The organism is Glaciecola punicea ACAM 611, assembly GCF_000252165.1.
In the GTDB taxonomy this organism is placed as follows: domain Bacteria; phylum Pseudomonadota; class Gammaproteobacteria; order Enterobacterales; family Alteromonadaceae; genus Glaciecola; species Glaciecola punicea.
Window position 1 is genome coordinate 1 of sequence record NZ_BAET01000012.1, and the last position, 23,611, is coordinate 23,611.

Below are 23,611 nucleotides of genomic sequence, written 5' to 3' on the forward strand. Positions count from 1 at the left end.
ACTACAGCCCCCTGATTTACTGCAAGTTTGCCCTCATCTACGCCTAGAAATAAAACTTGCTTAGAGCCATCTGAATTATTTAGGATCCATTGGTGCGTTGCACCGTCAATTCTTTTTACATGCAAAGTTGTAGGAATTCCATCTTCATATTCCAGCGCCACTGCACTTCCTGCGGCGGGTTCTCCTGGAACCCAGTTTGAATAAAAGACTAATTGCTTATTAGAATCGACGTTTAAAAATGCGCCATAACCAACGCCATGAAGAGGCTTTTCAGGTGCATTCAAGGTCGTTTCGCTAGATGTAAAATTGGATTCTGAGATTTGTAATGAATTAAACCAAATATTTCCAGCATTTATTATAGTTGGTAGAGTTTTGTACTGGAGAGAAAATTTATCAATTTCTGTCTTAAATGACGTCCATGAAACATCAGTTGGTAGGACAACATTTTTGGAAGGTAAAACAGTTTTAGTGGTAGCCACTGTTTTGCCCTCATTATCGGTTACTGACAAAGTAACTGTAAACTCTATGAACTCCCCATAGTTCACTTGAGCTGTCGTTGTACTTCCCGTTTGACCATTGCCAAAGTCCCATTCTGCAGATGTAATCTGACCGTCACTATCTGAACTGGTGTTTTCAAAGTTACATTGCAAACCAAGGCAATCAATTTTAAAATCTGCCACCGGGGCGCTGTTAACGACAGGAGGAGAAGGGACAACTGGAGATTCATTTTCGGGACTTGAGGAGCCACCACAGCCGACCAAAATAGCTGTTGCTACTAGTAAGGTCGATAATTTTTCAATAATGTGTCTTATTTGTATTACTGGTGTATAAAAATTCATGTCACATTCCTAATAAGAAAGATGTAATAAATCAAAGTAATGGCCATTATTTTATTCGTACTTACGTCTGGTTTAATGTGCCGTTCGAAGTGATGTAATCAACATTTTTCGAACATACCAATTAGAATAAAAATAAAAACACGGAGCAACGTTATGTCTATCTTGCTTGGAATATAGCCTAATGCTCTAATCTTAGTGTCTTGTGGTCATTTTATTTTATGTGTGGTAAAAATAGCCTTCATTGTTGTTTCTATCAACCCTTAACCGGGACAACCACGGCTCAACCACGTCAATAGTCACAATCTAAATCTTAAAGTAAGCGAACAATTCCGCTGGTAAAGGAGTGTGTAATTTCCAAGTTACATTCATTGGCGCCTCGCCCTGATGGTTCTGGTAATCTATTTTTCCAAGGTAATAAAAAGGTGAAGCTGTTTTTGCGGTAAGTTTGTTTTTTCTCACAAAGAGATGCACTTTATCGTCAAACTGAACTGCTTTTCCTTTGGCACTATTTGCTTTGGTTGATGCCTGACTTTGCCAGTGGAATGTTTTATCGTCGATAAAATAGTCATTGTATTGATGCTCACTGGCTTTCCCTTGCTTATTCAGCGTAACCAATAAAAACTGCTCATTAGAATTTTTGGGCCTAATATGGCCGGCTTCCCACAAGCCTTTATTAAATTCCAATCCGAACAGCCCTGGAATATCTTGGCGCATAAACTCTTGATGGCAGTAAACATCAGCAGGATCCAGGATGTTTTTTAAAAGAGCCAATAAAGTCATATCAGTATATGACTTTATTGGCTCATGAACAGCATTCTGCTCTATCAACTGGTATTTCTGGTCGCCTAACTTTTTCACTTGCCGAAGAAGGTATTGCTCATCACCACTTGCATTATTGCGCTCAATCGCAATAGTTTTACCGCTTATATCGTCAGTATACTCAGGCGTAATATGTTCCAATAATAACAAGTCACCATGTTTAATTTGGTATTCCCCACCATCCATTGAATTCCCTGATGCAAATACTACAAAATGTCGTTTGGGGTCTAAGTTGCCATAGGAGAGTGGGAGATCAATCGTTTTTGAGTATTCATGGCTTTTTGACTTGAAATGTCCGTAAGCAATTTTAAGATCGGTAAAAAAGGGAACAGACTGTTTTAGTGCTGAATTAATAGAAATAACCTCTGCTAATGGTTTTTCTGAATTGACGTCACTATTTGCCAGTCGATTCTCGTACTGTAGAAAGCGATAGTTTACTAATTCCTGCATTATATCCGCTAGAATATCGCGCAATTTATCAGGCACATCAAGGTTGATAGCAAAAATCTTCTCATCGAGTCGAAAATAGGCCTGACTGTTTATGCTGTTTTCTCCTATCCATGCCTTAACTGGGTTGCTGCGCCAATAGTTAGTCCATTTTTTTAGATCAACATTGTCATCTATAATACTGTCGTAAAACTGTGACGTTAGATCTCGCAATAATGGCCGGTGGCGTTTTAGAACTGATAACGAACGCATCGATAAAGCTTCCAGTTCAATTGGCGCGTTAAGGCCACCTAATTCTAAAAATGCCTCTATTAAAATGAGCTTAAAAGATTTGGTTAAATGAGTGGTTTCTAAAGCTCTTAAAAATGTTCCAAATTGCTTTAAACAATCGTCTTCCTTTGCTTTTAAGTCTTTTTGGCTCAGTACAAATTCAAACCAACCACCATACTCTTTGCGAATTTTTTCTACCGATCCGCCGGCATGGTATAACTCCGAGAGGGTAGGTCGGCGACCAAAAGAGTCTTTGAGCCCAATGTAGATATCAACTTGTTGATCCGGGTTGTCGGAAATAAGCTGCTGCAAAATATCAATCGCAGCAAGTTCGAAATTAACGAAACACCCTTTAGGAAGCGGCAAATTGCCACTTCTGGCATCTGTTAGAAACTTTCTACGCGCACCATTGGTTACTCCAAAGGCAAATAAAGAGTCAACCTTACGGAAAAAGCTAATATGGTTACCTATAAAGTCCAAGATCACCAAGCGCTCTTTTTGCGTTGCAATGCTGGTTCGTAGCCCACGGCCTAGTTGCTGCAAAAATATAATTTTTGAATCGGTAGGGCGCAGCATCATAACTGTATCGATGGCGGGTAAATCGACGCCTTCGTTAAATAAGTCCACTGAAAAAATCACTTGGATGGCACCGGCTCTGAGTTCGTTGAGCGCGACATTTCTTGGCATTTTGGACTTGCTATGCACTGAAACGGCGTTAATTCCTTGTCTATTAAAGTAATCAGCCATAAAATCAGCATGTTTGGTAGAGACACAAAAAGCCAGAGTTCTGGTTAGCTTATGTTTCTGCCAATGGACCAAATTGTGCTTGGCTCTTGAAACAGTCGCTAATTTATTTTCAAGCTGTTCTGGGTCAAACTTACCGTTACGCCAGCTTATCTCATTATAATCGACAGTATCAGCTATGCCTTGGTAGTCAAAGGAACATAAAACGCCAGACTTAATGCCATCAAACAAACCAAAATTAAATACAAGATTATCGTCGCATAGCGACAAGATGTCTGATTGATCGGTACGCTCTGGTGTAGCTGTCAATCCCAGCATAAACTTAGGCGTAAAATAGGCTATTAGCTTTTGATAACTTGCTGCTGCAGCATGATGAAACTCATCCACTACGATATAATCAAAATGTAATGGCGAAAATTTGGCTAGATGTTGTTGTTTACCAATAGTTTGGATTGATGCAAATAACAAATCAACATCCTGCTGTTTCGTTTTTCCTGAATAGCGCCCTATACGTGTGTTTGGGTGGATCCTAACGAATGTCTGCTCTGCTTGATCAAGGATCTCCTCTCTGTGAGCCACAAATAAAATCTTTTTGGCAGACACATTTTTTGAATCAAACGCGGCAAGCCATGTTTTACCTGTGCCGGTCGCCATGACTACCAAGCCGCGCTGATACCCATTTATTCGAGTTTGGTGTAATGCGGTTAGTGCTTGTTGTTGAATAATATTAGGCTCAGGTAAAGGCTCAAAAGCCTCAGTACCTGTGTTGGATGCTAATTTAAGAGGTGATGCCTTGGGGATCCTCTTTTCATATTTATCTATCCAATCATGGTTTAATGGGACACACCTTGGATCGACATAAAGCTCTTCGTATTTTAAGCGAATGGTATTAAATTTGTCAGGTTCGGTTTTTAGATCAACGCTCACATTCCACTCGAGCCCGCCTTGCAAAGCGGATTTAGATATATTACTTGAGCCAATAAAAGCGCAGCCTTCTAATGCATCTTGCTGCGAGCCCTCGATGAATAAATAAGCTTTCATGTGAAAACTTTGGTATCCCTTGGATTCAAATACTTTTATTTCAGCCCCTCTTGATTGCATTAAAATCAATTGGCGTAAAGCTACCGGCTCTGTTATGCCCATATAATCGCCAGTTAAAATCCTGACTGTTGCGCCGCGTAAAAGGGCATCTTCCAACGCTGGGAAAATTAAATTAAGGCCGGTTTTTCGAATAAAAGCAGCTGCGATACTGATTGAAGTCGCATAATTTATCGCTTGCAGCAAATTAGGTAAAAATGGGTCAGTTCCACCAACGGTGAGATGTTGAGATGGGAAGGTCTTCATTTTTTAGTTCCTGTTTTTCTAACCAATATGTTGACCCATTTCTGTGTCGTGTCTCTCAATGGTTTTGTTTCTTCCCAGCACTCAATGACTTTAAAACCGCCAATACCGTTGACTAAGGCTTGTAGTTGCTCACTGTTATAATTATTAAACAAACGACCTAATGCGTCACAAGATTCACCGTCACCCCACTTAAATGAGGCATAAAAAACGCCGTCTTTTTTCAAGGCTTTATTTACCCGAGATAGCACAGATAATATTTGATCTTCAGGGCAATGTAATAAACTGGCGCATGCCCATATAGCGTCAAACTCATTATCAAACAACATGTCTTGATATAAGGCGACAAGAACTTTTTGTTTAATAAGGTTCTCGGCGATTTTAGCTAGCTCTGAGCTACCATCTAAGGCAGTGATTTCAAAACCGTGGTTTAAAAAATAACGGGAATCACGACCTGAGCCGCAACCGAGATCTAAAATATGTGCATTTGGTTTAAGATGTTGTAAAAATCTTGCGTACAGAGGCTCCAAGTCAACACTAGTAGTTTCTTGGGCGTAACTGCTAGCCTGTTTTTGATAGAAGCGCGTTAAACTGACTTTGGATTTGAATTGACTAATTAACGGGATATCTGCCTCTGCCCATACTAAGGAATCTAGTTCTGGTATTGCGACCCATTGCATCTGATCATGATCACGTAACTGGAAATCGCCGCTTAAGTACTCCACTTGATAAGCAATTAAGCGAACGGTTTTATCGTTATAAGAATGTATATTTTCGCCAATGTAATGGGTAACCTGAGTTTCAATCCCAAACTCTTCTCGCAATTCACGTTCAAGACACTGTTCAGGGGATTCACTCTGTTCTATTTTTCCACCCGGAAACTCCCAAAAGCCGGCAAGATGCAGCCCAGGTTTTCTGCGTGCAGCAAATACTTTGTTATTTTTGGCAATAATGCCAACGGCAACATTTATAATCGACAACATAAAAGTGGGTACTTCCTTTTAATTCAAGACTCTCCCTGCTGCCAGGTTAACTTAATTTAGAAATGGTTGCGAGCGCTGGCAAGCGCATTTTCATATTGAGAATAGAATAAAAAGATAAGTACAAAATGATTTGAAATTACTCTCATTTTTGGTGTAAAAATATGGGTTTAGCTAGCGAAGGTTTAAACAGTCTGTTTGACGTGTTTGTTCACTTTTTGCTATGCGGAATAATTTGTAGAAGCCTAGGTGTGCGTCACTTTTTCAAGTTTGCTTCCGCGCTCCACAACTCAAAATTTGCGTTAATCCTATGATAGTCCAACCATGGTTTGATTAAGTCAGTATTTTTTATAATACCTCGTTGATCGCTGTCTTCTGGTTTAGGATTTTCCAAATCTATTGATTCAATATCTTGACATGATTGAGCAAGAAAATTAGATATCAGTTCATCAAAAGTTGGTTGAATATAAGCAGAGTGGCTATTATCAAAACCCATAAAAACTCAAAAACGTGGCAGATTTCGCAATTATACAAAGGCTTGTAAATCTGTGATCTTTTCTGTCATACTTTTTTGTTGAATCTGTCATACTTTGTTTAATGCTAATTAATATGGGAAAAATATAAACTGTTGATATTATGATTATATTTTATCTAAATTGATGCTATTTAACCTTTACTCAATATTTTGGATCTGCTCCCGCATCTGCTCAATCAACACCTTCAACTCCACCGCCGACTGGGTCACTTGAGAGTTAATCGACTTCGATCCAAGCGTATTCGCTTCACGATTAAACTCCTGCATCATAAAGTCTAAGCGTCGCCCAATGGCCCCGCCTTGCTGCATAATCTTATTCGTCTCGCTCACGTGCGAACGCAAACGGTCAATCTCTTCGGTAATATCTGATTTTTGCGCAATCAGCACCATCTCTTGCTCAACACGCGTATCGTCTAATTCAATCTTCGCTTCTTTAAACTTGTTGCGAATGCGGTCTTTTTGCCATTCCAGAATTTCAGGCATATGGCTTTCAATTGTCTTTGCTTCATTTTCAATACCGGTGAGGCGTTGCTCAATTAGCACTTTCATGTTTTCGCCTTCACTAGCGCGTGATGCAATAAACTCTTTCAAGGTAGCGTCAAATAAATCAAGCAGCTCTTTTTGCACGCCATCCATGTCGGCTTCAACACTATTCATAACGCCGGGCCAGCGTAAAATATCGGTAGGATTGATGTCGCCGTTTGCCCCTTGCGTCTGGCTCCACTTTGCAGCTTCAATTAACTGCTTTGCGAGAGCTTCGTTCACGCTAAATCCGGCGCTGTTGCCGTCATCTAAATTGATGCGTAGGGCGCACTCTACTTTGCCGCGCTGCAGCTTTTTACGCAGGCGCTCGCGCAAACTTGGCTCAAGGCCTCTAAAATTTTCAGGTATGCGGTAGAAGGTTTCTAAATATCGTTGATTAACCGATCTAATCTCCCACACTGCAGTGCCCCAATTGGCTTTGTGTTCTTTGCGTGCGAATCCGGTCATACTGAAGATCATGGGTGAGTCCTTAGTTTTTAGTCGCGTGGTGCTTCTTCGAACTGCAAGTTTACAACAAGTGATTGCGTTTTGCGCGCTCTTAAACCATGTAATCTAGTATTTATATAGGCTATAATCCACGCTTCTTAAAGGCTGTTTGTTGTTGCACCGTTAAGGCGTACTTATATCGCTTTTACGGCAATTTTCATCCTTACTCATTTTTTCAACACCCTAGGAGCTTTGTTTTATGCGCCCAAGTAGCCGCACCGCTAGTCAAATCCGCCCTGTTACCATTACCCGCAACTTTACTATTCATGCTGAGGGCTCGGTGTTAATCGAGTTTGGCGACACCAAGGTCTTATGCAACGCCAGTGTGCAAGAAGGCGTACCGCGCTTTATGAAAGGCCAAGGCAAGGGCTGGATAACGGCTGAATACAGCATGTTACCGCGTGCTACCCATACTCGTTCCGATCGTGAAGCGTCGCGTGGTAAACAAGGCGGCCGTACCCTTGAAATTCAGCGCTTAATTGCTCGCTCACTGCGCGCGGCGGTTGACTTAAAGCTCTTGGGCGAAAATACCATCACGGTTGACTGCGATGTTATTCAGGCCGACGGCGGCACTCGCACCGCGTCTATTACCGGCGCCTGCGTTGCCATGGTTGATGCACTAAGTTGGATGCGCGCCAAAGGCATTTTAAAAACCAATCCGTTAAAGCACATGATTGCAGCGGTATCGGTAGGCATTTATAAAGGCAACCCTATTGCCGATTTAGAATATACTGAAGACTCGGTTGCCGAAACAGATATGAATGTGGTCATGACTGAAACCGGCAAGCTTATTGAAGTGCAAGGCACCGCTGAAGGCGAACCGTTTAGCTTTGACGAAATGCAAGAAATGCTTGATTTAGCACATGCGGCTATTAAAGAATTATTTGAGCTTCAGCGTAGTGCGCTTAACTAATTAGCAGACCCTTTAAGGAATGTCATGAAAGATTACAAACGCGACTTTATACGTTTTGCTATTAAGCGCCAAGTACTGCGCTTTGGCGATTTCACGCTTAAATCAGGAAGAGTAAGTCCTTACTTCTTTCATGCGGGGCTATTCAATACAGGCAAAGACTTAGCTAAGCTAGGCGGTTTTTACGCCGCCGCTTTACATGCCGAAGGAGTTGAGTTTGATATTATGTTTGGCCCAGCTTATAAAGGCATTCCAGCCGTTACCGCAACCGCAATTGCCATGGCAAATAACTACGGTGAAGACATCCCTTATTGTTTTAATCGTAAGGAAGCTAAAGCGCACGGCGAGGGCGGCAATCTAGTTGGCTGTGAGCTAAAAGGCCGCGTAATGCTAGTTGATGACGTGATTACTGCAGGCACCGCTATTCGTGAATCTATGCTGCTGCTTGACGCTAATGGCGCGTCATTAGCCGGCGTGCTGATTGCCCTTGACCGTCAAGAAAAAGGACAGGGCACGCTGTCTGCTGTGCAAGAGGTAGAGCGCGATTTCAGCACCAAAGTGCTTTCTATTGTGACTTTGGGTGATATTGTTGAACACTTGAAAGCCGATAAGAGTAATGAAGGATCCATTGCGTCTATTAATAAATACCGCGAAACCTATGGCATTTAGGGCTATTGCTTATAAATACGACAGTAAGCCTAGCCGCGCGCTTAAGGATCATAGCGCTTAAGGATCATAGCGTTAAATGCCATGACGGTAACCATAACAACCATAAACGCAGTAGAGTGAGTGAAGCGTGAACGATGAACCTAATGTAAGCCCATTGGCATTGCCCGAGCCATTTTCCAAGGCTGATAAACACCTAGATGCTTTAGGCCTTCGCTGCCCCGAGCCTGTCATGATGATTCGCTTACAAGTCAGAAATATGCAGCAGGGGGAAACACTCACTATTGTGGCAGACGATCCCGCTACTACACGTGATGTGCCAAGCTTCTGCCGTTTTATGCAGCACACGCTGTTAGCTAGCGACACTCAAAATATTCCTTACACCTATCTGATTAGAAAAGGGATTGAATAACTTTATCGCTGACACAAAAAAGCCTGCAGGGTCTTAAGTATCACACTCAAGACCCTGCAGGCTTTTTGTTATAAGGTTTAGGGCTTCATAAACTTGAGCGTCCAGCGATCGCTGTTACCCGTTACCGTCTTTGCACCTACCTCAAACCGTAGCTCATCATCTTCACGGTAGTGCAGGTCGCTGTAGTCGACTAACACAAAGCCCGCGTCTTGAATTTCTTTAATCGCTTGCACCGGATCCATGCGGCGGCGGTTGCTGTTTGTGGCCGGCTCCATATGACGTGCCGTATGGTCAATAACACCGTATATACCGCCCGACTTTAAGGCATCAAACGCGAGTTTGTTCATAGTGGCGCGGCCTGCATCGTTGAAGTTATGGTAGTTTCTAAAGGTAAGCACCATGTCTACATCGTTTACTCCGAGGCTTGATGCTGCTAAGGTATAAAAACCGGTGCCGCCTTCCTCAAGCGCAATTTGTGCGTCTTTAGCAATGACATTCATGCGCTCAAAGCCAGGCGCTTCTGCTAAATTATTTTCTATGCGTGTGGCGCCTATCGCACCATAGTAATTACCTTTTTCGTTCAACAAAGGTACTAATAGTCGGGTATACCAGCCACCACCGGGAACAAGTTCGACTACCGACATGTCAGCTTTAATGCCAAAAAAAGTCAGTGTCTCTAATGGTTTGCGATTATCGTCGCGCGCTAGGTCAGAGGCGCTGCGTACATCTGAGGCCATTGCCGCTTTTAATTTATCTTGTACGCTTGCAGTACTTGTAAATGCAGCGGCGCTCATTGCGCAAATTAGGACAATGTTGGTAAGTTTTTTTATAGATGTTTTCATACAGTTTCCCTGTTTAGATAATGTTCGGCTTGTACGTAAATTAAGCACTAGGCCAAAACTGCAGGCCAAGAAATAACAATACTGCCAGCACGCCAATCACTATGGCTTGAAATTTATACTGGCGGATCAGCGCTTCGGTTTTATCGCCAAAATAATAAACGAGCAGCGCTAGGCCAAAATAGCGAATTATTCTGCTGCTGGTCACGGCTATCATATACAGGATCAAAGAATATTGCGACACGCCTGCTGCTAGCATGGCCAACTGCAGCGGCACGGGCGTTATGCCGGTGCTAAATATCAACCAAAATCCTTGGTCTTTCATAGTGCCTTGAAAGATTTCAAACTGCTCTTCGCTGGTGATATAGTCCATAATGAAGTCGCGCGCGATATCAAAAAGGTAATAGCCTACCGCATAGCCTAAAAGTGCGCCTAACATGCAGCCTAAGGTGGTAACTGTGGCAATAATCCAAAGTTTTTCACGCCTTTTTTGCATGAGCGGCACCAAAATAGCCTCAAGGGGTATAGGCACAATCGTTGATTCTAAGAAGGAAGCCGTGAATATACCTTTGAGCATGTGCTTTGAATGTATAAAAGATTTAATGCGCGCTTTGATTGACATAAATGTGTGCTGCTATCCATATTTTTATACGCGCTAGCCTGCATTGAAGGTTCGCTGCAGGCTAGTGCGTATCACCAATGGGCTTGAAACCACACTAGTAATTATGCAAATGTAAAAATGTATGTATAGCGCTACTCTTGCGTGTGCTTGTAAACCTTACCGTCTTTCATCACAAAGCCAATATTTTCTAGCAGTGAAATATTCTCAAGTGGATTGCCTTTCACTGCGACTAAATCGGCCAGCTTGCCTACTTCGATAGTGCCTAATTTGTCATCAATTCTCAGCAATTTAGAAGCATTGTAGGTGGCGGATCGTATTGCATCCATTTGCGACATACCGGCCTCAACCATCAGCGCAAACTCTTGGCCATTGTCACCGTGAGCCGATACGCCCGAGTCGGTGCCAAAGGCAATCATTACGCCGTTTGCATGAGCTTTGGCGAAAGTGCCTTGAATAAGGGGGCCAATGGCGGCGGCTTTTGGGCGCACTATTTCAGGAAAGTAACCGTCAATTTTAGCTTTTTCGGCCACAAAGTTGCCCGCTAAGATGGTGGGTACGTAATACACGTTGTGTTTGCGCATCAGCTTAAATATTTCATCATCCATGTAGGTGCCGTGCTCAATAGAATCAACGCCGGCTAAAATGGCGCGCTTCATGCCTTCTTTACCGTGGGCGTGCACCGCTACTGTCATGTCGTAGTCTTTTGCGGTTTGCACAATGGCGGCAAGTTCATCGTCCATAAACTGTGGGTTTTGTCCACTTTTAGCGACCGATAATACGCCTCCAGTGGCGGTGATCTTAATTAAATCAGCGCCGTCTTTATACCGCTGACGTACCGCTTCGCGTGCTTCATCTGCGCCGTTAATAACGCCGTCTACTGGCTGTGGTGAACCCATCAAGCGTTTGCTAAATGAGTTCGTTGGATCGGCATGACCGCCGGTGGTCGCGATTGATTTTGCGGCAGTATAAATTCTTGGGCCTGGCACTTTTCCGGCGTTTATGGCATTGCGCAGCGCCACGGTTTCGTTTAGCGAGTCGCCTAAGTTTCTGACCGTGGTAAAGCCTGACATTAAGGTAGTTTGCGCATATACCACTGAGTCTATGGCATAATCGGCTTCGTTATTTGTAAAACGCTTCATGTAGCCGGCAGGGCCTTCATTTTGAAACGATAAGTGCGTGTGCATGTCCATGAAGCCGGGCATAAGCGTGTAGCCGCTTAAATCAATGAAGGTGTCATCGTTGTCACCCTCAATTCTGCCGTCTTCAATGCTCACTATTTTGTTGTTTTCGATAATAATTGTTTTATCAGCGCGAATTTTTGTGTCTTTGCTTGAAATTAGTGTGCTTGCAAAAATATGCGTCGCGCTTTGAACGGGCATGGCGGCAAACAGAAGTGCGCTGACAACTAGGCCAGACATGGCTAAGGTGTGGGTTGTGGAAGTGCAGATTTTAAGCATTGTGATAACCTTTATATGTAGTCATCACACCATAAGACAAATTGAACAGCAAATCAAAGCTTTAGAATGGCTTGCTTGATTTATTTCAGAAAACCGTCGGCAAAATAAGAAAATGGTACAAGCCACTATATAAGTGCCACACGCAGCTTAGCGACGCTATGCCGCGATTTAAGGTGTATCCGCCACTGTCTTATATTTAGCTAGCGGCGCTTATCAACACCGCTACGCGACTATTCTTTAAATGTGCCAATGGCGAAACTATAGTCTCCACTGCTAAGATGCAGCGCGGTGGTGTTGTTTTGCTTAACTTGTTTGGCTTGATCGACCCATCTATACAGCACGTTTTGGTGCACGCGCGCCCACAAGTTTCGCCGAATGTGGCAATAGGGGACCAAATTCCCCTCAAACTCTCTTATTTCCACCGGATGCTCTTTACTTATGCGCACCGAGTCGCCGGTTAGGGTGTCTACTTGAATAAGGCCGCTAGCCTCATCAAGCGACGCATCTATTATCACAAATGGAACATCTTCTACGGTAATGCCTATCTTTTCACCGGGAGTGACTAAAAAGTACTTTTCGCCCTCTTTTTTTACCACACTTGCTAGCAGCGCAATTAGTTTAGCACGGGTAAAAGGAGTACCTTCGTGCCACCATTGGCCGCTTCGCTTTATCACTAGGTTCATGTCACCACAAAAAGGCGGATCCCATTTGTCTACTGGAGGCATAGATTGTGCGCCGCTGCCTGCCGTTGAAATTTGTTTTTGAAGCTGTGCTATATCCATACCTTCTCCAACTTACCTATTCATTTCTATCTTCTAAGCTTTCTCTTAAATTGTGCAATACATCTTTTATCCGGCGCATGTTCTCAGGGCCGGTTCTAAGCAATTGCTTTTGTGGCCCCGACAGTCGCTCTAGGCGATCATCTTTAAATTTAAACATAGCGCTTTCGGTATACACCTCAATTGGAACGGGCACCTGTGGCGTATCTAAAAGTGTATTTATAGCGTCAATGAGCGCTGAATCGAAGTTTTGGCCAGGACGGCTAATTTCCGCATATTTATTTTTGATATTAGCTTCATAGCTATCAAATAGCGCTAACAGTTGGTCAATATCAATAGATTCTAGTGCGTCAATGTATCGGTTATAGCGCTGAAAGCTAGCGATATCTATCCAGGTTCGGTCCGCCTGTTGATAGGTTTTAAATTGCTCAACTGGAGGTGTTAGCAAAGTGTCTTTCACAGAAAGCTGTGCGTTTGCCAGGTTGTCTACGTTGATAACAAATTTCTCAATTAAACGCTCGTTTACTAGCAGTGATGCTAGCGCTGGAGACGAGGCAACGGCCGCTATTGAAGATTTTACGAGAGCATCGTCTAAGCCAAGCACTAGGTCTACCTCTACTTCCACCACCTCAATTTGAGTCACTTCCATATCAGGTGAAATAACCATTTCGGCGGGTTTTGGCGGTGCTTCAAATACATCAGGTTCAGGCGCGTCGTTTATGTCATCGGCTTCAATGGTGGTTTGACCAAGGTCAATTGCAATAGGGACTGGGCCAGTCTTTGCATCGTCTGAGGTAGGCCACAATATAACTGTGAGTAATACCACAAATAGTAAGCCTGCCACGATTAAATACGGCTTCATTTTTTCTATCTGATTCGGTTCACTAGACATATAATTCTCCTTTTTCTGGCATAACGTGTGTGATGGGTTTGTAATACAATGCCATTTACCAACCTCAATGCGTACACCTAGTATACACAAAAAATACGACCCTATATTTATCAATTAATTCGCTGTTGCTAAATGTTTTTATGTCGCTATTTTTGAACTCCTCATATTTTTTGGCGTATACCAATATTACCAAACGCGCTGTGTTAAGGCTCAGTACGCACATTTATAGTCTAATAAGAGATGTAATTTTGATGATAAAATTCCTAATGTCGAGTATTGCGAAGCAGCCAATAAGTATCGACAAGCTTGAAGTACAATCGTTTGAGATGAACGTTTATTTGGTCAAACTGCACACACTACATAGTGCCGGTTTTGTATATGATAAAAACGACCGTCCTATGCGTTTCCACAACTCTCAGCAAGTGCGCGATGCGTTTGAACAATGTGATGTAAAAGAAGCGGTTATGGTGCACGATTCTCCTTATGACGAAATGGTGGGCAACCCCAATAAGGCTGAGCAGTCCACGGAAATGCCGTTTTCAATGCAGCAGCCTTATTAGTGTGCTAAGGCTGAACTTACGGTAAACCAATGCTTGCTCTATAATTCAGCACTTAACAATTCAGCACTTTACAATTCAACACTTTACAATTCAACACTTGCAATAAACGGTGCCAGTAAGCAGCGCAGGCGAACATCAGCATTCACTTTATTGGCCAGCATCACTGCGCCGGTGATTTTGCGATTTATCAAGGCAATGTCAAAGTCGGGAGATGCCACCGCGCTTTTATCACTTAGCAGTACCATGGTTTCTTGCTGCAGGCGCTTAATGATTAGGCTTTGTTTGAAATTATAGCGGTCGACCTTTAGGCTTTCACCCGCCATTAAGCAGGCACTTTTGACTATTTGCTTAACATGCGCGGGCGAATCACGTCTTAACAGTCCTAAATGAAGTAGCGCTGCTAACATGGCTTCCCCATCGCCTGCTTGCATTGCAGCGGTCATTTGCTTGTATGCCTTGCTTGCTTTATCGCTTATTGTTGTGCACGCGCCAAAGTCTAGCAGCACTAGCTTTTGGGTGTCTTGTTGATATAAAAAGTTAGCAAAGTTGGGATCGCTTTGGGTAAATTTAAACGTAAACAGCTCGTTAAACACCAGTTCCATTAAATGTTCAGTAATAGTGTTTTTAAGCTCGCTAGGGGCTTCATCTAGCTGCGCGATAGGGCTGCCTTCCACAAATTCCATGCACAAAATAAATTCATTGCTGAGCGCTTTGTAGGTGCTTGGCACTATGTAGCGCTCATCATGCTGCAGCAGGCTTTGGTATTTTTCTAAATAGGCTAGCTCAATGCGGTAGTCGGCTTCTTGTTTGAGTTGCGCTTTAGCTTGAATGAGTATGGTATCAATGTCGATGCTTTTGGGGATCAACCGAGCAAGCTTTAGCAGCCTAGCCACGTTGTCTATGTCGCTGTCGATAGAGGTGGATACGCCGGGATATTGCACTTTTACGGCTAAGTGTTCGCCTGTTTTTAGCTGCGCTTTATGCACTTGTCCTATAGAGGCTGCCGCAATTGGCTCAAACGAGAAATATTCGAATTTATCAGCCCAATCGCTGCCCCAGTGCAGGTTTAACATACTAAGTAACTGGTGTTTCGGCATGCTGTTAGCCTGTTCTCGCAGCAGCGCTAGTATAGGCTCCCAGGCAGGAGGCAGTATTTCACCGGCATCCATGGAAAGCATTTGTCCTATCTTCATGGCCGCACCGCGCATTTGCGCTAAATGCTTGGTAAGCGTTTGTGCATTGTTAGTATTTAGTAAGGTGTTTTGCACGTTGGGCTTTTGCGCACTAAACGCCGCCGATACCGAATTTTTAATCACGTTACCGGTGAGCGAGCCGGCTAAGCTTCCTAGCGAAGTGAAGCGAGCGATACGCGAGCTAGGCACTGATTTTTCGGTGAACTTGTTGGGCATTTTTACTCTTTTTTAACGGTGAGGTTCGATTTATATAGCCTCTACTAATAGTTTACACACAAGCTAAAGATCATACTATTACACATAGTGTGTGTGCACTGATTTATCGTACATTTTTTATAAACCGCCTTGCATTTTTTCTCGTTTAAAAAGGATATGAAGTAGTCTTGATAGTCGCTGCGCGAGCGCAAATAAAAAGCGAGTGCAGATGTGTACCTAAAACGGAAAGTTGACGGATATGCCGTATAAAATTGCCATAATATGTGTATTGTTACCTCTTATTACCGTTCATTTAACCTTAACGGTGTCTATTTCTTTTGATAATCTGCGCGCGTGTCTGCCGTATTGGTCGCACTGCCATTCCATAAGTGCCACGGGCCGTCAATATCCTGAATTCTTTGTGTTTAAAGCGTTCATGATACCTACCGCGGTATTTATGGGTATGTACTGGCTGCTGCTGCACACATGGCTAAAGCAAATAAGTGACAGCAACATCAAGCCTCATATAATCACCGCGTTTGGGTGCATGGCCGCGTTTATGCTCATTGTGTACACGGTAACGCTTGGCGCAGTGGGAGAGCCATATGCCTTAGCCAGACGTCTGGGGGTAACCGTATACTTTGGCTTTACTGCCGGTGGGCACCTGCTGTTGCTGCTCAAATTTAAGCAGGTGAATACGCAAATGTTGAATATAGCCGGTGAAGTCAAGGCTATGGCTTATTTGTGTTTCGTGATGCTTACCACGGCGCTTGCTTCAGCGGTAGCCGGGTTTTTATGGGAAGGCTGGGATAATTGGGAAAACGCATACGAATGGTGGTTTTCGATCATCATGATATCGCTTTTTTACTGTGTGGCGAGAATGTGGAAAAAAACCGGCTTTACGAGCGCGCTTTCTACTAAAGTGAAGGTTAAAAACACGGGGTAAATAAGCATTAACGCTTAAAAGTATACGTTTTAACGTTCAGTAATGGCTAAGAAGGTGTATTATTCAGATAACACATGACTTCTTATTTAGCCCGAATGACCCATAGCAGCCAAGAATATCCTCATCCATCCTCTAGCGTTTCGCATATTGCGCCTTGGCAACGCGCGGTGATTAAAGTAGGAAGCGCGCTGGTATCGCCCCACGGGAATGGTTGCTCAACGCAGTATCTAAGGGCTATTAGTGACTTTATTGTTGCCAGTATCAGCCAAGGTAAGGAAGTGATTGTGGTGTCCTCGGGCAGTATAGCAGCAGCAAGGGGCAGCATTAAAACCGGCTTAAAGCCGTCAATTGCCGAAAAACAGGCAATGGCCGCGATTGGCCAAATGCGAATGATGGCTAATTGGGCGGCGCTGTTTGCGCCTTTACCAGCGAATGAACACAGTCATAAGGCAAGCGCTATAAACTGCGCGCAGATTTTAGTGACGGTAGAAGATTTGGCTGATCGCAAGCGCTTTATAAATATTAAAAGTACCTTAGAAACGCTGCTTATCAATAAAATTATTCCCATTGTGAATGAAAACGACACCGTCGCCGTTGATGAAATAAAAGTGGGTGACAACGACAACCTAGCCGCGCACACCGCTATTGCCGCCCAAGCCGACTGCTTAATTATTTGCACTGACGTAGACGGTTTATTCACCGCAAACCCCAGAACATCGCCCAGTGCGCAATTAATAAAACACCTTAGCGTAATAGACGCAAACGTTATGGCACTTGCCGGTGGCGCGGGCTCGGCAGTTGGCACCGGCGGCATGATCACCAAGCTCCAAGCGGCTCAAAAATGCACGCAGTCGGGTATTCAAACTATATTAATAAACGGCACCAAAGCCAGTAGTTTCATAGCGTTGGCAAATAACCAATGTTCAGGTACAATTTTTATGCCTCACGCTAAACCAAAGCGCGCTAGACAAGACTGGCTTGCACACACCAGTAAAGTGAAAGGCAAAGTATTTATTGACGCCGGGGCAGCCAAGGCCTTATTTAATACAGGTGCGTCGCTGTTAGCCGCTGGAGTGGTAGGCACCCAAGGCGTTTTTAGTGCAGGTGATAGTATAGAGATCGTTCATGCTGATCACACTTGTGCTAAGGGCTTAGTCAACTATTCCAGCACCGAACTTACGCGCATATTAGGCCGTCCAAGCAGCCAAATTAAAGCTGTTTTGGGCTATTGTGAGAGCGAAGCGGTGGTGCATCGTGATAATTTAGTGCTTAGCGCGCTTGACGCTTAACTGCTTATAAAAGAGTGCTGTAGTCTTTAAAAAAAGTGTGTGCCTGCATTTTCACTCAGTTTTAGTTTTTCGGTTTACAACATGCCAGCTTATGATAGTAAACCTTTTATTATTGCCGCTTCAATCTTAAAGCTACGGGCTTTTACCTCAATATTAAGCCCTGTAAAATAGTGTAAAGATGTGGTTTATTCTTCATATACTATTGTTATTTATATACATTACGGAAACAATTAATGCACGCATTCAAATACTACCTAGCCACTGCCATCCTATTTTTTGCAGTATCATCTTTCGCCCAAACAAAACCCATGTGGCCAGGCGCGGAATATTCTGCCGATATACCCACCGTTGAATCGGTGTTAGGCTATGCCATAGGCGAGCGTATTACCTCGCATGCAGATTCGCTTAAATACTTTGAGGCCTTAGTTGCGGCGGCCCCTAAACGCATTACACTCGTAGAGTATGGCAAAACATGGCAGGGCCGCAGTCTTGTTTATGCGGTGCTAGGAAGTGGCGAAACACTGGCTAATTTACCCGTCTTTTAAGCTAACATGCAGCGTTTGTCTGATCCACGCCTCACCAGCAAAGCCGCAGCACAAGCGCTTATAAAAGCTTTGCCAGCCTCGGTATGGCTAGGCTACCCCATTACCGCAATTCGTGTCGCGCAATTAGATGATGCAGACTTAGCCCGCTATGACGTACTTATTTTGCCTTCTGGTGACTACCCTGATAATAAAGATATGATCAGCAGTATCCGCAGTTGGGTAAAAGCAGGCGGCGTGTTGCTTACCTTAGGTGATGCCACCGAGTTTGCCGCTAGCAAAGACACCGGCCTGCTGGCGCTTAAGCTTGAGCTGGCGCTTAAACAAGACGGCGATGGCAAAGACGAAAAAGACAAAAACGGAAAAGACAAAAACGATTCTACTTCTCGTGAGGATGACGCAGTCGCCGCAAAACAGATAAACGCTAAAGAAGATTTCTTTAAGGCGATTGAAAGTCACAAAGATTCTCCTGATAGTGTGCCGGGGATCTTAGCTAAAATTGATATTGATACCGAGCACTGGCTAGCCGCAGGGGTAAGCAGCAAGGTGTATGGATTGGTCAGAGGTGACACTATATTTCAGCCTATTAAATTAGCCGACGGCATCAACGTTGCTTCATTTTCAGCGAAAGACACGCTACTGGCCAGCGGTTACATATGGGAAGAAAACTTAGCGCAAATGCCGTTTAAACCCTTTATGGTGCAACAACCATTGGGCAAAGGCATGGTTATTGCGTTTACCCAAGACATCGCGGTGCGTGCTTATCAAGACGGTTTGAATATTTTGTTAGCCAACAGTATCTTTTTAGCCCCTGCGCACACTGATAAATTGCATTAGTGAATTGCTTGTAAGGATGGCAGCGCACTTTATAAGCAGCTTACGTTTAAATTGCCGCTGCAGGCCCCTGGCTGTTAAGGATTACAAAGCGTGCAAAAAGCAGCCGAAGCGCTCCCAGAAACTTCGCTGCTTTGCTTTTCAAAATGACAGGCATCGCACTTTAGCGCCCTAGGCGCTTGTTTTGTGGTTTTTGCGCCACAATATTCGCAGGGCAAAAATCTGACATCTTTATCACCATGTTTTTGCACAAAATTAACCGTCCGGCATCGTGGGCAATGGCTTTGCAGGCGCTTCACCACATCTTGCGCGGCCAGCGCAATAGTTTGTTGCCGGGCAGGGCAGTGGTGAGCTCTAAAGTCGGGTTCAACAACACAAGGCCATTGCTTCACTAATGGCAAAATATCGCTAAAGTCGAGGCCTTTATGCCACTGCTTACCCTGCAGAAGGAGCCATTTTTGGGACGAGCCGAATTGTGCTATAAAAGGCTGCATTTTTTCACCTAAGGCGATTTCGTTTTTGGCCTCAATGGCTTGTAAGCCTATAAACTGCTGCGCAAATCCAATTACTTCTATTTTTGTTTTTATATCAACAAATGCGATCACCTCCGTGTTGGTAGTTGCGCCGGTAATGAAGGTGCTAAAGCTTCCTTCGCTGCCAAGCCCTTGTGTGCGTTTGGTAAGTTCGCAGGCTAAGTAGGCTTTTTTTAAGGCGGCATCGACAGGCGAGAGTGTGCGTTTGATTTTGTTGTCAAACGTGCCTAGTTCATCTGTATCAAAGGCGCTGGTGCGCTCTATTTGTGCGCCAAATGCTGTATGAAAAATAGGTCTTAATAAATCTTCTTTGCCATGCTTTGTGAGCAGCGCAATGTGTTTTTCTATTAGAAAATGTGTTGTCATCTTTGGCACGTTTAATATATTGAGGCTTAGTTTATACAGTATAAACTAAGCGCGTGTGCAATAAGAAGAAAGTAGGGTGAATCAAAGTTATTAGCCGGGCTTTGCTTATGCTTTTAGTTTTAGTCGTCGCTGTTAAATTCTACTATAAATATATTCCAGAATACGAGAAATAGAGCTGCTATAAGCGGGCCTAAAACAAAACCAGTTATGCCAAATATCGACAATCCGCCTAGTGTTGAAAACAGGACCAGATAATCTGGCAGCTTGGTGTCACGACCAACCAAAATAGGCCGCAGTACATTGTCTGCCAAGCCAATTATAATCGCGCCATATGCCACTAATATGGTTGCTTCAATCCAACTGCCTGTGGCATATAAATAGACAGACACAGGCAACCAAACTAAGCTAGCACCCACGGCCGGGATCAATGACAAAAATGCCATTATCACGCCCCACAGAAGCGCCCCGGGAATACCCAGTAACTGGAAAATAATGCCGCCTAAGGCACCCTGCACAAAAGCAACCACTAAGTTACCCTTAACGGTCGCGCGGGCGACCTCGACAAATTTACTAAAAAGCTTATGTTCGCGCTCATCACCTAACGGTAATGCTTGAATGAGTAAGTTAGTTAATCGGTGGCCATCACGCAGCAAGAAAAAGGTCAAATAAATCATTAACGCCAAGCTGAGTAAAAAAGCGAATGTGTTTTGTCCTACTGTGAAAGCTTCTTCTGCTAAAAACTTACTGCCGCTAATAGCTGTTGCTGATATATTTTGTCGCACTACGCTTGCATCAATCCCAAAACGCTCAAGTACAGTGTTGACGATCGGGAATGCCGTTTGAACGTCATTGAACAACTTACCTGCATTAATATTTCCAGAGTCTAACTGCTGATAAAAGGCAACCCCTTCTTGTATAAAGGTGTATGCAATAGCCAGGGATGGGATTATCACAATAATAAGTGCGATAAACAAAGTGGCTAGGGCTGCTCGGTTTGGCTTATCACCCAGCTTACTGAGTAGTTTTTGGTACACAGGGTAAAAAATAACAGCCACCACACAGGCCCAAAAAATGGCGCCCCAAAATGGGATTAATACCCACACAAAGGCAATACTGACAAAAGCGAGTGTGATTAAAAATGACCGCTTCTCTAAGGATTCGCGCATATTTTAGTACCTTGGTTTTAAAGAGTTTTGTACGAATATTCGACAAACTCTCAAATTGATAACTGTGACAATACAATTGATAATTTAATTTACCATAACTGATAAGAATAATCGGTATTTAAGCGGTAAAAGTGCGCGTTTTATTTATCTGTCTCAATACACGCTTTGTGCAGTAATTGCGCCAAAAGTGAGCGCTTAAGCTTACTTTATGGTAGTCTTTTGGGCTGCTTTTTAGTCTTCTTATCAAACGAGTTATGTAAATCAATGGAAACCGCAAGAGTTAGCGTCAACCCGCCCGCCGCGGCTAGGTTGCCGCTAGTAGAATTTATTTTATTAATGGCCTTATTAACGTCATTAGTCGCCCTTAGCATAGACGCCATGCTGCCTGCGCTTGATCAAATTGGCGCTGAACTTAATAGCACCAGCGCGCAGCAAACCTACCTTATTGTGTCTATATTTTTCGTTGGTATGGCCGCAGGTCAAATATTCTTTGGCCCGTTTGCCGACGCTCGTGGACGTAGGCTAACCATATTAGTCGGCTTAATCATCTTTTTAATTGGCACTGCGGTGTGTTATTTTGCCAACAGCATTGAGGTGTTACTGGCGGGTAGGCTTATTCAGGCCTTTGGCGTGTCGGGGCCGCGAGTTGCTTCAATGGCCTTGGTGCGCGACCTTTACGTAGGCGACGCGATGGCGAGAGTTATGTCCTTTACCACCGTTATTTTTATTCTGGTGCCCATGATAGCGCCGCTGATGGGTCAGGTGGTCATGGTGCATTATGGCTGGCGTCACATATTCACGGTGTTTGCGATTGTGGCGGTAATATCAGCGCTGTGGTTTTTCAGCAGACAAAAAGAAACGTTGCCGAGAGCGAAACGGGTTAAATTTAGCTTTCCTCATTTTGGCCGATCCTTAGTATGGCTGGTAAAACAGCCAGCTGTAATGGGGCCTGCGGTTGGCATGGGATTCATTTTTGGTGCTTTTTTAGCCTATTTGAGCGGGTCACAAACTATATTTCAAGACATTTACGATACCGGCGAATATTTCCCTTTGCTGTTTGCGCTATTAGCCTTTGCCATAGGTGCGGCTTCATTGTTCAACGGTATTATGGTGGTAAGGCTTGGCATTCTTAAGCTGGTTGGTTTTGCCCTAAGCATGACGGTGGTATTTGGCTTTATGCTGGTCGGCATTAGTATTGCCTATGCGGGTATACCGCCGCTGTGGCTGTTTATCTCGGTTATGTTTTTTGGGTTTTTCTTTTTAGGCGTGCTGTTTGGTAATTTAAACTCATTGGCTATGGTGCCGGTGGGTCATATGGCAGGTGTAGGTGCTGCCTTTGTGGGATCATTCACGAGTGTGCTTGCGGTGCCTATTGCAACATTTATCAATATTTTTCTACAGGATGACATCGCGCCCATCGCCTACGGCTTCTTAATCTTTGGCATGATGACTTATTTTGCGGTAAAACTCGGCATTAAATACACGCCTCTAGACAGTTAATACACTGCATGTTTACGCGCCTTAACTTTTTACGTTTATGTGTGCGTGCAAGTCGTCTGTAATAATTTCCACTATCAAAAAAAACAAACCTGCCGACAGTGCATTGCCCGACACTTTGTTGCGCAGGTTGCTTGAGCTGAGCACCACGTCGCGCTGCTCTAATTTCTCGACTATGCCGTCGTAGGTCATTTCATACTCAACCATTAACTTTTTTATGTGTAACGTAGTTGCTTTAGCGTACGGTAGAATTGACTTCTTGTTATTGACGCTTATATTAACTTGGCTGTGATTACTTGTTTGCATAGTAGGATAGTCCTTTGCGATGATAAAACCGTACCTACAGTATAGCGGCCAACGCAATTTATACAACGCAAATGTTATGCATTACGAGCAGTTGCAATAAATAATAAATAATTGCAACAAATGTGTTGCAATTATTTCTAAACTCACTATTATAATCAACGTCAAACACAAAAAGTAAATTGCTTTTTAACGGAGACCAACATGACAACGAAGCGCGACCACATTCTTTCGCTGATGAACGAACAGATTAATTTTACAGCAGAAGTGGAAGGAGACTGCATTAGCATCTCTAATGACGAGGGCGTAGACGCTTTCTTGGTAGTAGGCGAACAACAGATTGTGGTGGAAACTATATTATTCCCCCTAAGCGCCGTGAAAGACGTGGCCGCCTTAGACCATGATATTTTACGTACGCACCGCTTGGTGCCTTTATCAACCATCGCAGTATCGCGCATTGGCGAAGACGAATATTACGTTGCGTTTGGTGCATTAAGTTTCGACAGCAAAGACGAAGTGGTAGTTGAAGAAGTAGAGGCTCTGTTTGCAAACGTGCCAGAGTTTATAGAATTATATTCAGAACATTTAAAATAGTAGGAGTCAGAT

The 23,611-nt window shown here is 43.6% G+C and carries 24 protein-coding genes; 10 read left to right on the top strand and 14 right to left on the bottom strand.

The annotated features are described in order from the left end of the window. The 5 genes from GPUN_RS05605 to GPUN_RS05625 all read right to left on the bottom strand — a co-directional run. Nucleotides 1-839, bottom strand: an 839-nt coding sequence (locus GPUN_RS05605; RefSeq protein ID WP_040520419.1) for a PKD domain-containing protein, incomplete at its 3' end; no start/stop codon positions are given. Nucleotides 840-1,142: 303 nt separating this feature from the next. Next, the gene (locus GPUN_RS05610; RefSeq protein WP_006004317.1) at nucleotides 1,143-4,463 is read right to left on the bottom strand and encodes a DUF3427 domain-containing protein; all 3,321 of its coding nucleotides are present in this window, start codon (nucleotides 4,461-4,463) and stop codon (nucleotides 1,143-1,145) included. Beyond that, nucleotides 4,460-5,443 carry an NUDIX domain-containing protein gene (locus tag GPUN_RS05615; protein WP_006004320.1) on the bottom strand — a complete coding sequence of 328 codons (984 nt, stop codon included), beginning with the start codon at nucleotides 5,441-5,443 and terminating at the stop codon, nucleotides 4,460-4,462. Before GPUN_RS05615 ends, GPUN_RS05610 begins: the two co-directional genes overlap by 4 nt. 253 nt (nucleotides 5,444-5,696) lie before the next feature. Then, nucleotides 5,697-5,936 carry a hypothetical protein gene (locus tag GPUN_RS05620; RefSeq protein WP_006004322.1) on the bottom strand — a complete coding sequence of 80 codons (240 nt, stop codon included), beginning with the start codon at nucleotides 5,934-5,936 and terminating at the stop codon, nucleotides 5,697-5,699. 177 nt (nucleotides 5,937-6,113) lie between these two features. Continuing rightward, nucleotides 6,114-6,977, bottom strand: coding sequence for a YicC/YloC family endoribonuclease (locus GPUN_RS05625; protein ID WP_006004325.1), 864 nt, complete (start codon nucleotides 6,975-6,977; stop codon nucleotides 6,114-6,116). A gap of 226 nt (nucleotides 6,978-7,203) precedes the next feature. Between GPUN_RS05625 and rph the strand changes: the two genes are divergently transcribed. From rph to tusA, 3 genes are all read left to right on the top strand, one after another. Then, nucleotides 7,204-7,917 carry a ribonuclease PH gene (gene rph, locus GPUN_RS05630; protein ID WP_006004327.1) on the top strand — a complete coding sequence of 238 codons (714 nt, stop codon included), beginning with the start codon at nucleotides 7,204-7,206 and terminating at the stop codon, nucleotides 7,915-7,917. A gap of 24 nt (nucleotides 7,918-7,941) precedes the next feature. Beyond that, nucleotides 7,942-8,583 (top strand): orotate phosphoribosyltransferase, encoded by a 642-nt coding sequence (pyrE, locus tag GPUN_RS05635; protein ID WP_006004329.1) that lies wholly within the window; start codon nucleotides 7,942-7,944, stop codon nucleotides 8,581-8,583. A gap of 127 nt (nucleotides 8,584-8,710) precedes the next feature. Beyond that, on the top strand, nucleotides 8,711-8,992 hold the full coding sequence (gene tusA, locus GPUN_RS05640) for a sulfurtransferase TusA (protein WP_006004332.1): 282 nt from the start codon (nucleotides 8,711-8,713) through the stop codon (nucleotides 8,990-8,992). A gap of 77 nt (nucleotides 8,993-9,069) precedes the next feature. Here the strand turns inward: tusA and GPUN_RS05645 are convergent, their stop codons facing one another. The 5 genes from GPUN_RS05645 to GPUN_RS05665 all read right to left on the bottom strand — a co-directional run bounded on the left by GPUN_RS05645 (nucleotide 9,070) and on the right by GPUN_RS05665 (nucleotide 13,581). Continuing rightward, nucleotides 9,070-9,834, bottom strand: a complete 765-nt coding sequence (locus GPUN_RS05645) for a class I SAM-dependent methyltransferase (RefSeq protein WP_006004334.1) — start codon at nucleotides 9,832-9,834, stop codon at nucleotides 9,070-9,072. A gap of 40 nt (nucleotides 9,835-9,874) precedes the next feature. Continuing rightward, entirely contained in the window at nucleotides 9,875-10,453 is a 579-nt protein-coding gene (locus GPUN_RS05650; protein WP_006004337.1) for a YqaA family protein, read from the bottom strand. Nucleotides 10,454-10,584: 131 nt separating this feature from the next. Then, on the bottom strand, nucleotides 10,585-11,910 hold the full coding sequence (locus GPUN_RS05655) for a metal-dependent hydrolase family protein (RefSeq protein WP_006004339.1): 1,326 nt from the start codon (nucleotides 11,908-11,910) through the stop codon (nucleotides 10,585-10,587). A 230-nt stretch (nucleotides 11,911-12,140) separates the two neighbouring features. After that, nucleotides 12,141-12,692 (bottom strand): DUF1285 domain-containing protein, encoded by a 552-nt coding sequence (locus GPUN_RS05660; RefSeq protein WP_006004343.1) that lies wholly within the window; start codon nucleotides 12,690-12,692, stop codon nucleotides 12,141-12,143. 16 nt (nucleotides 12,693-12,708) lie between these two features. Next, complete coding sequence (locus GPUN_RS05665) at nucleotides 12,709-13,581, bottom strand: DUF3014 domain-containing protein (RefSeq protein ID WP_006004344.1); 873 nt, start codon at nucleotides 13,579-13,581, stop codon at nucleotides 12,709-12,711. A 251-nt stretch (nucleotides 13,582-13,832) separates the two neighbouring features. Between GPUN_RS05665 and GPUN_RS05670 the strand changes: the two genes are divergently transcribed. Beyond that, nucleotides 13,833-14,141 (top strand): DUF6482 family protein, encoded by a 309-nt coding sequence (locus tag GPUN_RS05670; RefSeq protein ID WP_006004348.1) that lies wholly within the window; start codon nucleotides 13,833-13,835, stop codon nucleotides 14,139-14,141. Nucleotides 14,142-14,224: 83 nt separating this feature from the next. On the opposite strand, the gene GPUN_RS05675 is transcribed toward GPUN_RS05670, so the two are convergent. After that, on the bottom strand, nucleotides 14,225-15,550 hold the full coding sequence (locus GPUN_RS05675; protein WP_006004349.1) for an ABC1 kinase family protein: 1,326 nt from the start codon (nucleotides 15,548-15,550) through the stop codon (nucleotides 14,225-14,227). Between the two features lie 238 nt (nucleotides 15,551-15,788). On the opposite strand from GPUN_RS05675, the gene GPUN_RS05680 reads away from it, so the two are divergent. The 4 genes from GPUN_RS05680 to GPUN_RS05690 all read left to right on the top strand — a co-directional run bounded on the left by GPUN_RS05680 (nucleotide 15,789) and on the right by GPUN_RS05690 (nucleotide 19,143). Further along, a complete protein-coding gene (locus GPUN_RS05680) occupies nucleotides 15,789-16,475 on the top strand; it encodes a hypothetical protein (RefSeq protein ID WP_006004351.1) in 687 nt (228 codons plus the stop codon). Between the two features lie 74 nt (nucleotides 16,476-16,549). Then, on the top strand, nucleotides 16,550-17,764 hold the full coding sequence (proB, locus tag GPUN_RS05685; protein WP_006004353.1) for a glutamate 5-kinase: 1,215 nt from the start codon (nucleotides 16,550-16,552) through the stop codon (nucleotides 17,762-17,764). A 233-nt stretch (nucleotides 17,765-17,997) separates the two neighbouring features. Then, nucleotides 17,998-18,309, top strand: a complete 312-nt coding sequence (locus GPUN_RS13665) for a hypothetical protein (protein ID WP_051987295.1) — start codon at nucleotides 17,998-18,000, stop codon at nucleotides 18,307-18,309. Nucleotides 18,310-18,315: 6 nt separating this feature from the next. Next, a complete protein-coding gene (locus GPUN_RS05690; protein ID WP_051987296.1) occupies nucleotides 18,316-19,143 on the top strand; it encodes a type 1 glutamine amidotransferase family protein in 828 nt (275 codons plus the stop codon). A gap of 74 nt (nucleotides 19,144-19,217) precedes the next feature. Here GPUN_RS05690 and GPUN_RS05695 read toward each other — a convergent pair whose 3' ends face one another. Together GPUN_RS05695 and GPUN_RS05700 are read right to left on the bottom strand one after the other, a co-directional pair. Further along, nucleotides 19,218-20,039 (bottom strand): DUF6671 family protein, encoded by an 822-nt coding sequence (locus tag GPUN_RS05695; protein ID WP_006004357.1) that lies wholly within the window; start codon nucleotides 20,037-20,039, stop codon nucleotides 19,218-19,220. Nucleotides 20,040-20,158: 119 nt separating this feature from the next. Next, nucleotides 20,159-21,205 (bottom strand): AI-2E family transporter, encoded by a 1,047-nt coding sequence (locus GPUN_RS05700; protein ID WP_006004358.1) that lies wholly within the window; start codon nucleotides 21,203-21,205, stop codon nucleotides 20,159-20,161. A gap of 264 nt (nucleotides 21,206-21,469) precedes the next feature. Here GPUN_RS05700 and GPUN_RS05705 point away from each other — a divergent pair, with 264 nt between their 5' ends. Beyond that, nucleotides 21,470-22,705 carry a multidrug effflux MFS transporter gene (locus GPUN_RS05705; RefSeq protein WP_006004361.1) on the top strand — a complete coding sequence of 412 codons (1,236 nt, stop codon included), beginning with the start codon at nucleotides 21,470-21,472 and terminating at the stop codon, nucleotides 22,703-22,705. 21 nt (nucleotides 22,706-22,726) lie between these two features. Here GPUN_RS05705 and GPUN_RS05710 read toward each other — a convergent pair whose 3' ends face one another. After that, nucleotides 22,727-23,008 (bottom strand): DUF6471 domain-containing protein, encoded by a 282-nt coding sequence (locus GPUN_RS05710; RefSeq protein WP_006004362.1) that lies wholly within the window; start codon nucleotides 23,006-23,008, stop codon nucleotides 22,727-22,729. A gap of 201 nt (nucleotides 23,009-23,209) precedes the next feature. Here GPUN_RS05710 and GPUN_RS05715 point away from each other — a divergent pair, with 201 nt between their 5' ends. Beyond that, nucleotides 23,210-23,599, top strand: a complete 390-nt coding sequence (locus GPUN_RS05715; RefSeq protein ID WP_006004364.1) for a DUF2170 family protein — start codon at nucleotides 23,210-23,212, stop codon at nucleotides 23,597-23,599. Nucleotides 23,600-23,611 lie beyond the last annotated feature (12 nt).

Coding starts and splice junctions, on each gene's coding strand:
- GPUN_RS05700 (WP_006004358.1), bottom strand. CDS start 21,205: ATGCGCGAATCCTTAGAGAAGCGGTCATTTTTAATCACACTCGCTTTT.
- GPUN_RS05705 (WP_006004361.1), top strand. CDS start 21,470: ATGGAAACCGCAAGAGTTAGCGTCAACCCGCCCGCCGCGGCTAGGTTG.
- GPUN_RS05625 (WP_006004325.1), bottom strand. CDS start 6,977: ATGATCTTCAGTATGACCGGATTCGCACGCAAAGAACACAAAGCCAAT.
- GPUN_RS05690 (WP_051987296.1), top strand. CDS start 18,316: ATGCAGCGTTTGTCTGATCCACGCCTCACCAGCAAAGCCGCAGCACAA.
- GPUN_RS13665 (WP_051987295.1), top strand. CDS start 17,998: ATGCACGCATTCAAATACTACCTAGCCACTGCCATCCTATTTTTTGCA.
- GPUN_RS05645 (WP_006004334.1), bottom strand. CDS start 9,834: ATGAAAACATCTATAAAAAAACTTACCAACATTGTCCTAATTTGCGCA.
- GPUN_RS05665 (WP_006004344.1), bottom strand. CDS start 13,581: ATGTCTAGTGAACCGAATCAGATAGAAAAAATGAAGCCGTATTTAATC.
- GPUN_RS05715 (WP_006004364.1), top strand. CDS start 23,210: ATGACAACGAAGCGCGACCACATTCTTTCGCTGATGAACGAACAGATT.
- GPUN_RS05695 (WP_006004357.1), bottom strand. CDS start 20,039: ATGACAACACATTTTCTAATAGAAAAACACATTGCGCTGCTCACAAAG.
- GPUN_RS05670 (WP_006004348.1), top strand. CDS start 13,833: ATGATAAAATTCCTAATGTCGAGTATTGCGAAGCAGCCAATAAGTATC.
- rph (WP_006004327.1), top strand. CDS start 7,204: ATGCGCCCAAGTAGCCGCACCGCTAGTCAAATCCGCCCTGTTACCATT.
- GPUN_RS05680 (WP_006004351.1), top strand. CDS start 15,789: ATGCCGTATAAAATTGCCATAATATGTGTATTGTTACCTCTTATTACC.
- GPUN_RS05710 (WP_006004362.1), bottom strand. CDS start 23,008: ATGCAAACAAGTAATCACAGCCAAGTTAATATAAGCGTCAATAACAAG.
- pyrE (WP_006004329.1), top strand. CDS start 7,942: ATGAAAGATTACAAACGCGACTTTATACGTTTTGCTATTAAGCGCCAA.
- GPUN_RS05675 (WP_006004349.1), bottom strand. CDS start 15,550: ATGCCCAACAAGTTCACCGAAAAATCAGTGCCTAGCTCGCGTATCGCT.
- GPUN_RS05615 (WP_006004320.1), bottom strand. CDS start 5,443: ATGTTGTCGATTATAAATGTTGCCGTTGGCATTATTGCCAAAAATAAC.
- proB (WP_006004353.1), top strand. CDS start 16,550: ATGACTTCTTATTTAGCCCGAATGACCCATAGCAGCCAAGAATATCCT.
- GPUN_RS05660 (WP_006004343.1), bottom strand. CDS start 12,692: ATGGATATAGCACAGCTTCAAAAACAAATTTCAACGGCAGGCAGCGGC.
- GPUN_RS05655 (WP_006004339.1), bottom strand. CDS start 11,910: ATGCTTAAAATCTGCACTTCCACAACCCACACCTTAGCCATGTCTGGC.
- GPUN_RS05610 (WP_006004317.1), bottom strand. CDS start 4,463: ATGAAGACCTTCCCATCTCAACATCTCACCGTTGGTGGAACTGACCCA.
- GPUN_RS05650 (WP_006004337.1), bottom strand. CDS start 10,453: ATGTCAATCAAAGCGCGCATTAAATCTTTTATACATTCAAAGCACATG.
- GPUN_RS05620 (WP_006004322.1), bottom strand. CDS start 5,936: ATGGGTTTTGATAATAGCCACTCTGCTTATATTCAACCAACTTTTGAT.